The sequence below is a fragment of the Lactobacillus sp. genome (assembly GCF_014803895.1).
On sequence record NZ_JAAVAU010000017.1, the window covers coordinates 1 to 14,102 of the forward strand.

Below are 14,102 nucleotides of genomic sequence, written 5' to 3' on the forward strand. Positions count from 1 at the left end.
AGTCCTAAAAGGGACTATTTTAACAAAAAGAAGACACAAAAATAGAGCAAGATTTCTAAAAATAGAATTCTTGCTCTTATTTTTTAGTCTAGGAAGCTAGTTTTTTCCCAGACTCTTTCTAGTTTTGATTCTTTTTAATGTCGACGTTTTGAGCTTCAGGATGTCGAATTACTAAAACATCACAGTCTGCGGTTCTAGTTACATATTCAGTAATGCTACCGATTAATAATCTTTCAACTGCATTTAATCCAGTAGCACCAATAATGATTAAATCAATATCATGCTCATCTGGGAAGGAGTGAGCAATAATATTTTTAGGAGAACCAAATTCTACTGAATAATTTACTTCTTTAACACCGGCCTTAAGTGCTTGTTTGTAATAATCTTCAATTTTGTCATGAGCTTCTTTAGAAACTTGTTCAATCATTGCTGAGTCAAAACTAGAAACGTCTTGAAATGCACGTGTATCAACAACGTGCAAAATTTCTAAAGTAGCGCCATTTCTTTTAGCAACTTCTACGGCCTTGCTAAAAGCAACTTCGGCTTCTTTGGAACCATCTACTGCGACTTGAATATGTTGATATTGTTTTAACATAATGTTGACCACCTTTCTTCAATCTATTTTACCAAAAATTTACTAAATCAACCTACTTATTTAAACTAGTAAATCTAAAAGAAAAAATAGTCATAATCATTGCGCTGATAAATAAAGTGATGAAATTATAATATTTACCTAAAGTAAACAAAATAATGATGCCAATAAACCCTATTATGATTAAACTAATTGCGGTTGTTTTAATTAGTTTCTTTACTTTATCATTTTGACTAATATTAAATATTAAAAACTTTTCTTGACCAAGTGCAAATAAAAAATACCATGCAGTTAAGAAAAGGAAAACGACAAAAATCAGCATTAAAATTTTTACTGCCATAAAAACTCTCCAGATAAAATTTGATATGAAAAAAGCGGCTGAAAGCCGCTTCCTTTAAAATTCAAAAGAAATCTGAGTTGACGATTCGAATAATGACGCTTGTTGAACCCGCAGTGTTCAAAATTTGAGCCCATGTCGCAGCGAATATGGATCCTAGGACAAGCTAGTATTCCGATTCGGTAGTTATTCATAAGCTCCAACGTCTATTGTTTGATCGGTCAACTTTATTATTAAACTTCACGATCAACTCAGACCATATTATATTTTAGCAAATTCTTTTATCTTGTCAATAAATTAACTTGGATTATTCTTTAAACCATCAGATTGCATTTTTCTCAACTTTTCATATTGATTTTTAAGAGCTTGCTCAAATTTTGAGTTACCTTTTGGAGAAAAATAAGAAGTTTCTCGTAAATTATCTGGGAGGTATTGTTGAGCGACCCAGTCGTTAGGATAAGAGTGAGGATAAATATAAGAAACACCATGTCCCAATTTTGAGGCGCCTTTATAGTGCGCATCTTTTAAGCTAGTGGGAATAGGATCATTTTTTTTGCTTTTAACGTCATTAATAGCTTGATCAATGGCCATGATGGCACTATTACTTTTAGGAGAAAGACATAATTCAATTACTGTATTGGCTAAAACTATTCTAGCTTCTGGAAGACCAATTGTTTGGGCTGCTTGAATGGCTGTAGCTGCACGCTGACAAGCTGGTGGATTGGCAAGTCCAATGTCTTCATAAGCAATTACAGTAAGCCGTCGGCAAATAGATATTAAATCACCTGATTCGCATAATTGGGCAAGATAGTATAGAGCAGCATCGGTATCAGAACCGCGGATAGATTTTTGAAAGGCAGAAATTAAATCATAATGTCCATCACCATTTGCATCATAATCTTGACTCTTTACTTGTAGCGAATCTGCCATATTTATTTCATCAATTAAAATTTTATCTACTTTTTTGCCAGCATATTCTAATTCTTGTTTAGTAGAAAGAACTGCTAACTCTAATCCATTTAGGGTAGCTCTTAAATCTCCATTACCCTTTTCAATTAAAATCTTGCGAGCGTTAGATGTTAGTTCAACATTATAATTGCCTAAGCCATTTTCTCGATTTGAGAGGGCGCGATCGATTGCAGAGCTTACATCGGCTTCATTTAAGCGATGTAATTCAAATATCTGGCAACGAGATCGAATTGCAGGGGAGATAGAAATGTAGGGATTTTCAGTGGTAGCACCAATAAGAATAATTTTTCCTGATTCAAGTAGGGGCAATAAAAAATCTTGTTTTGTTTTGTCAAGTCGATGGATTTCATCTAGAAGCAAAATAACCGTACCACTCATCTTACTTTCTTCGGCGACAATTTGTAAATCTTTTTTACTATCGGTAGCAGCATTTAATTTTCTGAAAGCATATTGTGTGGAACCAGCAATGGCACTAGCAATACTGGTTTTACCAATACCAGGTGGTCCGTATAGAATCATGGAGGAAAGTAATTTAGCTTCGACCATTCGACGAATGATTTTTTGGGGTCCTACCAGGTGTTGTTGGCCAACAACCTCATCTAGGTTAGTAGGACGCATTTTATAAGCTAATGGTTGCATGGTTAATCTTTTTTACCAAATAATTTTTCAAATAAATGATGTTTATGTTCTTTTGGGGCGTTTAATTGATCAGTAGGAAATTCAGGAGCGTATACTTGATTAATTTCAATTCGCATACGATTAATAGCGGTCTTAGCAACCACTAAAATACCAGTTGCATCAGGATCTGTTTGAGCAGTATTATCGCTGATAATAGTGAACTTATCACCATATTTTGAACATTCACTCATTAATTGGCCAATAAATTTATTTTGAGGCATCTTGCCATTAATTAAAATAGTGTAATCTTTATAGTCACTTAAATGATCTAAAAATATTTTTTGCCACTTGGGATTTTGAGTCTGAGCAATAGACATTCTTACTAGGGTGCGTTCTCTTAGTGAACCTAAAAAACGTCTTCTTTCATCGGGTTTAGTTTGAGGACCACTACCACTTCGAGAAGCTTGCTCAAGTCTTTGATTTAAATCTTCAGTCATAAAAAATACCTCTCTTTCTATATAATCTAGTTTAACAACTTTAATAAAAATTAGATACAAAAAAAGTCCCATCCGGAAAGGAGGGACTTTTGAAAAGAAATAGAAATTAAAGTTTCTTGTTGTACCATTCAACAACAAGTGCTTCGTCGATTTCAGGTTCCATTTCGTCACGTTCTGGAAGACGTACTAAAGTACCAGTCATCTTGTTTTCGTCAAATGATACGAATGCAGGACGAGCAGTAACTGCTTCAAGAGCGTCCTTAACTTGTTGCAAGTTCTTTGACTTTTCTCTTAAGCTAATTTCGTCACCAGGCTTAACTTCGTAAGAAGGAATGTCAACACGCTTACCATTTACTAAAATGTGACCGTGGTTAACAAGTTGACGAGCTTGTTCTCTAGTATTAGCCAAGCCAAGACGGTAAACAATGTTATCCAAACGACTTTCAAGTAAAGCCATGAAGTTAACACCGTGCTTACCTTCGCGAATCTTACCTGCACGAATGAATAAGTTTTGGAATTGACGTTCGTTCAAACCAAACATCCAACGTAATTTTTGCTTTTCTTTTAATTGTTGACCATATTCTGAAACCTTAGCACGGTTGTTAGGACCGTGATCACCAGGTGCGTAATTACGACGGCTAAGTTCCTTACCAGTACCGGAAAGGGAAATACCTAAACGTCTTGAACGCTTCCAACTTGGGCCAGTATATCTTGACATATAATAAATCCTCCATAAAATGTAATAAATTTCTGGAGTAAAATATAAGGAATAAGTTCAACATTCGTGCATCTTGAGTTGCATGTTTCGCCCAGTGCAGCGGCGGGTTACTCGTTCACTAAACGTCCCAAGATGTTGACGTTCTTGTCACTTATTGCTGCAAATATTTTACACGTCGTATATTATAGAGATAAAAGATAATTAAATCAAGCATCACTGAATATTTTTTAAATACTTCTTAATTAATTTTTTGCTATAATGAAATCAAGAAATTTGGAGGAAATTATGTCATCTGGACTATCAATAACAATAATAGTAATTATCATTTTGATTATTGCTGCTGTTGCAGTAGCAGTAATGGTTAATAAATCTAATACTAACCAGCTGGATAAAATAGAAAAAGCTAGTGCTGATTTAAATGATTTGTCTGTTAAAGAAGATATCAAGCGCTTAGAAAAAATGGAGTTAGCTGGTAAAAGTCTTGAGACTTTTAATAAGTGGAAAAAGACATACGAAAGTGTTGAGACGCAAGATATAGGTACTTTACATCAATTACTTAAACAAGGTGTGGCTGAAAACTCTCGTTATAGTTTGTTTAAAGCTAAAAAAATGATTAGTGAAGCACAGGAGATTAATGAACGTGCTCACACTAACTTAAAAGAGAGTAAAAAGGTTTTTACTGAATTACTTGAATCTAACCGAGATAATCAAATTCAATATACTTCTTTGCTTAAGGAGTATCAGGAATTAAGAAAGGAAGTCTTAGCAAAGTCATATAATTATGAAGTTGCACTGGATAAGATTGAAGATGAGCTTACTACGATGGAAGGCGAGTTTGACTCAGTTAAGAATCTTTCAGCTCAAGGTGATCATGTTGAGGCTAAGCGTGTGTTGACTCAAATTGATGACGAACTTAAAAGGCTTCAAAAACAACTTCCTCAAATTAAAAAGTTTGATAATGACTTAAAAAATACTTTCCCAGAACAATTGGAAGAAATTAGTGATACTTACAGAAAGATGCGCAAGGAAAAGTATAAGATTAAGGAAGTTAATATTTTAGATGAAGTTAAGAATATTTATGATCAAATTGACAGTAATCTTATTACATTAGGCGAAATGAATATTGAAGGTGTTAAAAAGAACAACGAAATTATTGCTAGCCAAATTGATAATTTGTACGGTACCTTAACTAAAGAATTTAAAGCACGACCTTTTGTTGATAAAAATCAAGATAAAATTGTTGAATTATTAGGTCATAGTGCCCATAATTCATCTCAATTAGTAACTAAACTACAACATATTGATGAAAGTTATGAATTAACCCATGGTGAATTGCAAGAAGCTAAAACTTTGGAAAGTGAAGTTAACCACTTAAATGTTGATTTTGGAACTGATTGTCAAAAGATTGCTGATGGTGAGGGCGTTTATTCTGAAATTCAAAATAAGTGGCTTAGTCTATTAAAGAAACTTGAAGAAATAGATCAACGTGAAAAGCAAATTTCAGAAGATGTTGATGGATTGTTTGATGCAGAAGCAGTTGCTAATGATTCTATCGAAAAGTTTAAGCAAGAAGTATCATTAATTTATCGCAAGTTGGAAAGAAGAAATTTACCTGGAAAACCAGAGAGTTTTGTTCAAATGTATACTTTGGTAGTCAACGAAATTACACGTACTAGCAAAGAATTACAACAGGTTAGAATCAATATGGAACATATTTCTGATGAATTGATTCAAATTCAAGAAGATATCAAACGTCTTAAGAAAGAAGCTAATGAGATTTTAAGTGCTGCAGATTTAGTAGAACTAACAATGCAGTATTCTAACAAGTTCTTGAATGATCCAGAAATTAAAAGAGCTCGAAAAGAAGCTTATAATTTATATCAAAATAAGTATGAATATCAGGAAGCTCTTGATATAATTGCTACTGCAATTGAAAAAGCTGAACCAGGATCATTCCAACGTCTTGAGCAAGAATATTATTCTGATAAAAAAGAAAGAGAACTTGCTAATCAAGATGAGAAGGAATAATTGAAATTGTTTCTTACTTAAGGTAAGATAAAATTTGTTTATTAAACGGTCATTTTTGATGGCCGTTTTTTTGGAGGTAACTGCATGATTTATTTTGATAACAGTGCAACTACCCAAATTTATCCTGAATCATTGGATACATTTGATAAAGTTGCTACACAAATTTGGGGAAATCCATCTAGTCTTCATAAAATGGGAGATCGTTCTCATCAGTTATTAGAAGCATCTAGAAAACAAATTGCTGATTTAATTGGTGCTAAACCATATGAAATTTTCTTTACTTCAAGTGGTAGTGAATCTGATAATTGGGCTATTAAGGGTACTGCATTAGCTAAGAAAGATTTTGGTAATCACATTATCACTACTAGTATTGAACATGCGGCTGTAACTAACAGTGTTCGCGCTTTAGAAAAACAGGGCTTTCGCGTAACAATGTTACCAGTTGATAAAGAAGGTCGTGTAAATCCTGAAGATTTGAAGAAAGCTCTTGATCGAGAGACTATTTTAGTTTCTATTATGGGAGTAAATAATGAAATTGGTTCTATTCAACCAATTCAAGAAATTAGTGCAATTTTGGAAGATTATCCTAATGTAACTTTTCATGTTGATAATGTTCAAGCTCTTGGTAAAAATGTTTGGGATAAAGTTTTTACACCTCGTGTTGACTTGATGAGTTTGTCATCTCATAAGTTCCATGCTCCACGTGGGGTAGGTATCCTTTATAAAAAAGAGGGCAAGATGATTGATCCTTTAGTTGATGGTGGTGGTCAAGAAAAAGGATTACGCTCAAGTACCGAGAACTTAGCAGGGATTGCAGCAACTGCCAAGGCAATGCGTTTGTACCTTGAAGATGAAAAGCAAAATGCTAAAAAAGAAGCTACAGTTAAAACTAAAATTATTGATTACTTGAAAGATAAACCAGGCTTACATATCTTTTCGCCAATGAATGATAATTTTGTACCAAGTATTCTTTGTTTTGGTATGGAAGGAATTCGTGGAGAAACTTTGGTGCATACACTTGAGTCAAAGGATATTTTTGTTTCTACTACTAGTGCGTGTTCTTCCCGAAGCGGTGTTGAAAGTGGTACACTTAATTCAATGAAGGTACCTGATGATATTGCAACTGGTGCAATTCGGTTAAGCTTTGATCCAAGTAATAGTGTTGAAGAAGCTGACCATTTTATTGAAGTATTTGATAAGATTTATAAACACTTCGCAGAAATTAATCATTTGAAATAAGGTGAAATAATGCAATATACAGAAGTAATGGTTCGTTACGGCGAACTTTCTACTAAAGGAAAAAATCGTAAGGACTTTATTGGACGTTTAGCTGGGAATATTACGAGATTACTCAATGATTTTCCGGAAATTGAAATTCATCCTAAGCATGATCGTTTGCACATTGTCTTAAATGGTGCATCTTTTGAAGAAATTGATGATCGTCTTAAGCGAGTTTTTGGTATTCAAACTTACTCTCCAACTATCAAGGTTGAAAGAAATATTGAAGCAGTAAAAAAGACTGCTTTAGAATTAATGCAAGATACTTTTGAAGATGGGATGACTTTTAAGGTTAATACTCGTCGTAGTGATCATGAATTTGAATATGATACTAATCAAATTAATGAAATGATTGGTGATTATCTGTTTGATAATATGGATAATCTCAAGGTTAAGATGAAAAAACCAGATATGGTTTTACGTATTGAAGTTAGAAAAGATGCAATCTATATCTCTAATCAATTAATTAAGGGTGCCGGAGGGATGCCAGTTGGTACTGCAGGAAAGGCTGTGATGATGCTTTCTGGTGGTATTGATTCTCCTGTTGCTTCTTATTTAGCTCTTAAGCGTGGAGTAGATATTGAAATGGTTCATTTCTTCAGTCCACCATATACTAGTGATAAAGCTTTGGCTAAGGCTAAAGAATTGGCCGGCATTTTAGCTAACTATTCAGGTAAGATAAACTTTATTGCTGTTCCATTTGCTGAAATTCAAGAACAAATTAAAGAAAAGTTACCAGAAGGTTACTTAATGACTATTCAACGTCGTTTTATGCTACGTTTAGCAGATATGATTCGTGCTAAGCGTGGAGGTTTGGCTATTTTTAATGGTGAATCTGTAGGTCAAGTCGCATCTCAAACTTTGGAATCAATGGTTGCAATTAATGATGTAACATCTACTCCTGTTCTTCGACCGGTTGCTACTATGGATAAAACGGAGATTATTAAGTTGGCAGAAGATATTGGTACTTTTGATTTGTCAATTAAACCATTTGAAGATTGTTGTACCATTTTTGCCCCACCTCGTCCAAAAACTAAACCTAAGCTTGAAGAAGCTAGAAAGCTAGAAGCTAGACTTGATGTTGAAGGCTTACTTCAACGAGCAATGGATGGAATTGAAGTAACTCCAATTTATCCAAACGAAACCTTCTTAGATGATCAAGCACAGATTGATATGAGTTTACTCTAATGTTAAAATACTACCCGTATGTTAATGGGTAGTATTTTTATATTAAGTTTGAGAAGGAAAATAGAATCTTGCAAAAAAAACAACCGCAATTATCTTGGAAATTTATTGTAGCTTTAATTTTAATTGTTTGTGGGATAGCAGTTTTTGTTATACACTCCCACCAGAATACTAAGGAGCCAGCTGTAGTCGACAATACTAGTACGCGTCCAGCGTCCTATTCGACTAAAGAGTTTAAGTCTTTATTACAAAAGCAATATCCTGATGTTTATAAGAATTTGGATCTTACTCAAAAACCGGCTTTTTATGTTATTCCAGGTTTAATTAAGTCAGCAGCTGTTAACCATAAAACACAGAAGCCCGGAATTGCTCGGGATATGGATCCACAAGGGTTAGCAATTATTCATAATAAGTACTTGATTATTTCAGCTTATAGTAAAAGCAAAAAATTTGATTCAGTACTATGGGTTTTAAATTTTCAAACAGGGGAATTTATTAAAACTATAGCCTTAAATGGTCTTGATCACGTAGGGGGAATTGCTTACGACAATGACCATGATCGTTTATGGGTAGCAACTATCAATAGCTCTAAGCGGGCCCAAGTCCAATCGATTACTTTAAATGAAATTGAAAATTATAATTTTGAAACTCAAAAGAAACCAATTAAGTTCCATAATGGAACTAATTTAGCCAATCCACAGCGAACATCTTATATGACTTATCACAATCATAAACTTTATGTAGGATATTTTGATAAAGTTCATGGTGGTCAACTTTTTGCTTATAAACTTAATAGCAAAGGTCTCTTAAAGAAAGATAAGAAGGATAACAATCTCGCAGTGCCAAATGAAAATTGGTCCACTTACACCCAAATTCAAGGGATTAGTTTTGATAAGAATGATATTGTATTGTCTTCTTCATACGGTGACAATAATTCTCAATTATTAATTTTTAAAAACAAATTGAATAAGAAGAATTATAAACTTAATTTCGCAGACGCTGATAAAATTGTTTCACTTCCACCATATCTGGAACAAATTATTGCTAAAGATGGGGAAACTTATCTTTTGTTTGAATCTGCTACAGCTCGTTACCGTAAGAATACTAATCTGCTCCATATGGATCGAGTAATTAAGATAAAAAACACAATAAGTGGTGAAAAAAACAAAGTAGTTAAAAAATAAAATAAAAAGTCCTTAGTATCAAATATTAAGGACTTTTTTTGATTGTAGTATAATTTGTTAGTCTATAGATAAAATAATATAACTTAGCGTATTAATGGTGATAAAAATGAGAATTGATAAATATTTGGCAAATATGAACGTTGGCTCGCGTTCAGAAGTTCATAAGCTAATTAAGCAGGGAATCATTACAATCAATGGTAAAAAAGTAAAAGCTCCGAAAGAAAAAGTTGCAGAGGGTGATGAAGTTTTAGTTGATGGTAAAGAGATTGCTTACCAAAAATATCATTACTTCTTACTAAATAAGCCGAAGGGTGTTTTGTCAGCAACTGAAGACCGAAGTCAAAAAACAGTTTTAGATTTATTGAAGAAAAAAGACCAATATCAAGGAATTGCACCAGTTGGAAGATTGGACAAGGATACAACGGGACTATTAATGCTCACTAATGATGGTCAATTGACGCATGAGTTGCTGGCACCGAAAAAACATGTTGATAAGATTTATCAGGCTTTAATTGCAGGAATTCCTGATGAAGATACGATCAATATATTTGCTAGTGGAATGACTCTTGGTGATGGTACTATCTTAAAACCAGCAGAGTTAACAATTTTAGAAACTTACCCTAAGACTAACCAAGCTAAGATTGAAATTAATATTCGCGAAGGAAAATATCATCAAATCAAGCGTATGTTTGGTGCATGTGGTATGAAAGTGTTAGAACTTGAAAGACTGCAAATGGGTAATTTGAAGTTAGATAAAGATTTGAAGCGTGGCCAATATCGTGAACTCAGCCTAGCAGAAGTTGAAAATATTCGTTAGGTTGCTTTTTTGGTTTAAGAATAATGGCTGGCATGTTACAAGCAACTTGTATATCAAGAAATAATTTCTAAAAATATTAAATAAAATCTTCCCTTAAATACTCTACAGGTAAAACTGTAGGGTATTTTTTTGCTTGAATTAGTATAAAAAAATTATAGTTTAAAAGAATAACTATCATGTTGTGAGCGGATACACATACTTATTTTTTGTGTACATAAAAATTAATTGTTCAATTATCGTTGCAATTTGGCATATTTCGAGACAGAAAGTAAAAAATAGTGCAATATGTACAATATTGTGTCAATAAAGGTACTGAATACTTATTGTATGGAATAGTGGAGAAGATGAAGATAATGAACAAAAAAGCAAAGCTTACAAGTTTAACTACTGCTACCCTAGCTACTGTATTGTTAGCAGGCGCAAACTTAAGCGGTAATGTTAAGGCTGCTACTAATGAGGATGTTAATGCAAATAGCACTCAAAAAGCACAATCTCCAAAGGAAATTGCGCAGGATAATATTAAAAACGCTCAAACTAAGGTTGATCAAGCTCAATCTAAAGTAAATACTGATTCTAAAAACTTAGATAATGCTAAAAAGGACGCTCAAGCTCCTGATAAAGCATATGACGATCAAGATGTTAAGGTTACTGCTGCACAATCTGACTTGAATAAGAAAAAAGATGCACAAACAAATGCTCAAAACGAGGTAAATGATGCTCAAAAGTTAGTTGATCAAGCAACTGATTCTAATGTTGCTGCAGCTAAGAAAGTAGTTAATGACAAGAGTACTGAAATTTCTAACAAGCAACAAGACTTGAAGGATACTGAAGCAAAAGTTCCAGCTAAACAAGCTGCAATTGATAAAGCTAATAGTGATGTTAATAGTGCACAAACTAACTTAACTACTAAGACTAATGCCAAGTCTGATGCTGATGCTGCAGTTAAGAATGCGCAGGATGCATTGAATAATACGGGGATTAATGAGACTAACCAAGCAATTGAGACTTATAAAAATAATATTAAGAGTTTAAATGATAGTATTACTGCTAATCAAAAGACTTTAGAACATAATCAGGATGTTTTAAAAGATAATCAAACTAAACTTGATGATATTAATAAGCAATTGCCTAAAGCTACCCAAAGTCAAAAAGATGCCCAGCAAGCGGTAGATGATGCCAAAAAAGCTTTAACTAATGCGCAAACTCAATTGGCACAAGATCAAGATATTGCTAATAGTGCTGCTGGTTTCTTTAAGAGTCTAGCTGAAGATACTAGCTTAACTGATGAACAACGTGAAGATGCTCGCATGGCTTATAGTGTTGTGATGAATGAGGGGAAGGCTGTACCTGGATACAATGTAACCTTCGAAGATGGTAAATTAAATTCGCCAAAAGTAGAATTTACTGAGGATAACAGTCAAGTGGTTGTTAACCTACCAAATGGAGTGACAGAGTTTAATTATGATACCCTTACAAATGGTAAAGGAATTAAATTAGCGTGGTATAACAATGGAGTATCGTTAGGACAATCTGATGATGCCACCTCTTTAAGTAGTATGAAAGAAGCGCTAAATGATTTTGATGATTGGATAAAAGTTCGATCTGAATATAATTTGTCTCAACCACAAATATCGTTAACTGCGGTGGCTATTGCGATGATGAGTTCTGATTATCTTAACAGCCATAATTTTGATCATCCAATTAATCATCCTGAAGATGGACCGTTTTATGGAACTGAAGAAGATATTGCATATGGTTCGTCTCAAGTAGGATTATATATGGATGAAAAAGAGTATATTGATAATTTAATTGCTGAACATCCAGAATATGCACAATATAGATATGATACAGGTAATTTAACAGAAGAACAGTGGAATAAGAATAATGAATTTTGGGCTGCTCATGGGTTAACTATAAGTGGTGATGGAGATCAAGTAATTGGTCACTACATATCTATGATAGAACCAAATAAGCATTCTGTAGGTATGGCAGTTAGTGGTCCTAACTCTTCTACGGATATAATTGGAGATACAGTATCTTATCCAATTTCAGTAAAAATAGATCATATAGATCAAGAATGGGGACCAGAATATAAAGATGATGAATTACATTATCCCTATGATAGTTTCAGTATTTCTGATTACAAAAATTTAGTAAATAGCTATAATCCAGAAAATGCATCATTTATTCAAACAGATAAAACTGACATCAAAGATAAGCAAGAAGATTTAAAAAATAAGCAAAAATTTTTAGATACTGCTAAAACTAATGTAACTAATTTACAAAATAGTATTGATGAATTTAATACTGCAATTTCTAATACTAAAACTGCAATTTCTGATACTCAAAAGGCAATTAAGAAAGCTCAAGATGAGTTACCAACTCAACAAAGCAATTTAGAAAAAGAGAAAGCTAGATTAGCTTCATTGACTGTGTCCAATGATACTAAGACTAGTAACTTACAGGCTGCATTAGAAAATCAAACTAAGGCTCAACAAGATGTTGAAGCTGCTGAAAACAAATTAACTGATGCTAAGAACGAACTTACTGATGCTAATAAAGCTAAGAGCGACTTAGAACAAAGTATTAAAAATAAACAAGCTGCTATTGAAAAAGCTCAAAGTGAATTAAAAGACTTAACTGCTAAGAGGGATGCACTTGTCAATGCTCCGCAAACTTTAAAGGCTGCTCAAAGCAATTTGACTGCAGCTAAAAATGCAGTAACAACAGCTGAAAATACTTTGAAGACAGAACAAGATAAGCTAAAAGAATTAAAAGCTCCTAAAGATGAAGCAGATGCTAAGGTCAAGCAAGCCCAAGAAGCTTATGATACAGCTAACAACGAATTAACTGATGCCAAAGATAAGTTGACTAAGGCCAAAGATGCATTATCTGAAATCGAACGTCAAGAACAAGAAGCTGCTGAACTTGCTGCTCAAGAAGCTCAAGAACAAGCTGAAGCAGCCAAGAAAGCCGCTGAATTAAAGAAGGCAGCAGATGAAGCTCAACCTGTAAATTTAACCCACAATGCTTATGTTTACGATAAAGATGGTAAAGCTATTACTGTCAATGGTGAAACTAAGACCTTAACTAAAGGTGACTCAATTAAAGCTTACTCAAAAGCTAAGGTTGTCACTATTAAGGGTAAAGAATTTTACCAAATTGGCGAAAACGAATTTGTTAAGGTAGCTAATACTGTTGCTAAGACAAATAACTCAACTAAGAATACTAGTGTTCCTAAGTCAGTAAAATTAACTCATAATGCTTTTATTTATGATAAGAATGGTAAGAGAGTTAAGTTAACATGGATCAAACGTGGTAAGACTATCAAGCCAACTAATATGATAACTATTAAGGGTAAGAAGTATTACCAGATTAGGAACAATAGCTTTGTTAAGGTGGCTAATACTAAAGTTAAGACTCATACTGTAAAGAAGACTGCTACTATCAAAGCTAAGCTAAATCATAAGGTAGCAACGGTTGATCGTTTGGGTAAGAATAACGGTGACTATGTATTAGGTAGCCGCACTTACTCATTTAATGAAAAGTTAGTTGTTAATGGTAAGACTTACTATAAGATTGCTGGCAAAAATGATTGGGTTCCTGCAAGTAAGTTAAATTTGAAGAAGTAATAAGATTGTTTTTAACGATGATTAATAATTAAATTTGATGCTCAGCTTGCTGGGTAAAATTGAAATAATTTTAATATAGATACTTTCTCCTCCAAACATATTCATACACAGAAAGCATTTTGCTATTTTGAAGTTACTTATTCAGTTTTTACCGAGTTAAAGAGCATTAAGTAAAATATTAGTATAAATCTTCCCACATACTAAGTTTTAACTATGAAGCTGCACTAAATAGTGCGGCTTTATTTTT

At 33.4% G+C, this 14,102-nt stretch carries 11 protein-coding genes; 6 read left to right on the forward strand and 5 right to left on the reverse strand.

Annotated features, from left to right (window positions below):
- Window positions 1-118: 118 nt before the first annotated feature.
- The 5 genes from HDR40_RS05560 to rpsD form a co-directional block, all read right to left on the reverse strand.
- Entirely contained in the window at window positions 119-595 is a 477-nt protein-coding gene (locus tag HDR40_RS05560; RefSeq protein ID WP_290627348.1) for a universal stress protein, read from the reverse strand.
- 52 nt (window positions 596-647) lie between these two features.
- A complete protein-coding gene (locus HDR40_RS05565; protein WP_290627350.1) occupies window positions 648-932 on the reverse strand; it encodes a hypothetical protein in 285 nt (94 codons plus the stop codon).
- 294 nt (window positions 933-1,226) lie between these two features.
- The gene (locus HDR40_RS05570) at window positions 1,227-2,537 is read right to left on the reverse strand and encodes a replication-associated recombination protein A (protein WP_290627352.1); all 1,311 of its coding nucleotides are present in this window, start codon (window positions 2,535-2,537) and stop codon (window positions 1,227-1,229) included.
- A gap of 2 nt (window positions 2,538-2,539) precedes the next feature.
- Window positions 2,540-3,013: a YueI family protein gene (locus HDR40_RS05575; protein WP_290627354.1), complete on the reverse strand. Its 474-nt coding sequence runs from the start codon at window positions 3,011-3,013 to the stop codon at window positions 2,540-2,542.
- A gap of 106 nt (window positions 3,014-3,119) precedes the next feature.
- Complete coding sequence (gene rpsD, locus HDR40_RS05580) at window positions 3,120-3,731, reverse strand: 30S ribosomal protein S4 (RefSeq protein WP_290627356.1); 612 nt, start codon at window positions 3,729-3,731, stop codon at window positions 3,120-3,122.
- 285 nt (window positions 3,732-4,016) lie between these two features.
- Here rpsD and ezrA point away from each other — a divergent pair, with 285 nt between their 5' ends.
- The 6 genes from ezrA to HDR40_RS05610 all read left to right on the forward strand — a co-directional run bounded on the left by ezrA (window position 4,017) and on the right by HDR40_RS05610 (window position 13,855).
- Window positions 4,017-5,759, forward strand: coding sequence for a septation ring formation regulator EzrA (ezrA, locus tag HDR40_RS05585; RefSeq protein WP_290627358.1), 1,743 nt, complete (start codon window positions 4,017-4,019; stop codon window positions 5,757-5,759).
- Window positions 5,760-5,843: 84 nt separating this feature from the next.
- The gene (locus HDR40_RS05590; RefSeq protein ID WP_290627360.1) at window positions 5,844-6,998 is read left to right on the forward strand and encodes a cysteine desulfurase family protein; all 1,155 of its coding nucleotides are present in this window, start codon (window positions 5,844-5,846) and stop codon (window positions 6,996-6,998) included.
- A 9-nt stretch (window positions 6,999-7,007) separates the two neighbouring features.
- On the forward strand, window positions 7,008-8,225 hold the full coding sequence (thiI, locus tag HDR40_RS05595; RefSeq protein WP_290627362.1) for a tRNA uracil 4-sulfurtransferase ThiI: 1,218 nt from the start codon (window positions 7,008-7,010) through the stop codon (window positions 8,223-8,225).
- A 68-nt stretch (window positions 8,226-8,293) separates the two neighbouring features.
- On the forward strand, window positions 8,294-9,406 hold the full coding sequence (locus HDR40_RS05600; protein ID WP_290627364.1) for a hypothetical protein: 1,113 nt from the start codon (window positions 8,294-8,296) through the stop codon (window positions 9,404-9,406).
- A gap of 106 nt (window positions 9,407-9,512) precedes the next feature.
- Window positions 9,513-10,223, forward strand: a complete 711-nt coding sequence (locus HDR40_RS05605; protein WP_290627366.1) for a pseudouridine synthase — start codon at window positions 9,513-9,515, stop codon at window positions 10,221-10,223.
- A gap of 353 nt (window positions 10,224-10,576) precedes the next feature.
- A complete protein-coding gene (locus HDR40_RS05610; RefSeq protein ID WP_290627368.1) occupies window positions 10,577-13,855 on the forward strand; it encodes an SLAP domain-containing protein in 3,279 nt (1,092 codons plus the stop codon).
- Window positions 13,856-14,102 lie beyond the last annotated feature (247 nt).

What these genes read in the sequence shown, in the direction of transcription:
- thiI (WP_290627362.1), top strand. Translation starts at nt 7,008, where the DNA reads ATGCAATATACAGAAGTAATGGTTCGTTACGGCGAACTTTCTACTAAA.
- HDR40_RS05560 (WP_290627348.1), bottom strand. Translation starts at nt 595, where the DNA reads ATGTTAAAACAATATCAACATATTCAAGTCGCAGTAGATGGTTCCAAA.
- ezrA (WP_290627358.1), top strand. Translation starts at nt 4,017, where the DNA reads ATGTCATCTGGACTATCAATAACAATAATAGTAATTATCATTTTGATT.
- HDR40_RS05605 (WP_290627366.1), top strand. Translation starts at nt 9,513, where the DNA reads ATGAGAATTGATAAATATTTGGCAAATATGAACGTTGGCTCGCGTTCA.
- HDR40_RS05590 (WP_290627360.1), top strand. Translation starts at nt 5,844, where the DNA reads ATGATTTATTTTGATAACAGTGCAACTACCCAAATTTATCCTGAATCA.
- HDR40_RS05610 (WP_290627368.1), top strand. Translation starts at nt 10,577, where the DNA reads ATGAACAAAAAAGCAAAGCTTACAAGTTTAACTACTGCTACCCTAGCT.
- HDR40_RS05565 (WP_290627350.1), bottom strand. Translation starts at nt 932, where the DNA reads ATGGCAGTAAAAATTTTAATGCTGATTTTTGTCGTTTTCCTTTTCTTA.
- HDR40_RS05575 (WP_290627354.1), bottom strand. Translation starts at nt 3,013, where the DNA reads ATGACTGAAGATTTAAATCAAAGACTTGAGCAAGCTTCTCGAAGTGGT.
- rpsD (WP_290627356.1), bottom strand. Translation starts at nt 3,731, where the DNA reads ATGTCAAGATATACTGGCCCAAGTTGGAAGCGTTCAAGACGTTTAGGT.
- HDR40_RS05570 (WP_290627352.1), bottom strand. Translation starts at nt 2,537, where the DNA reads ATGCAACCATTAGCTTATAAAATGCGTCCTACTAACCTAGATGAGGTT.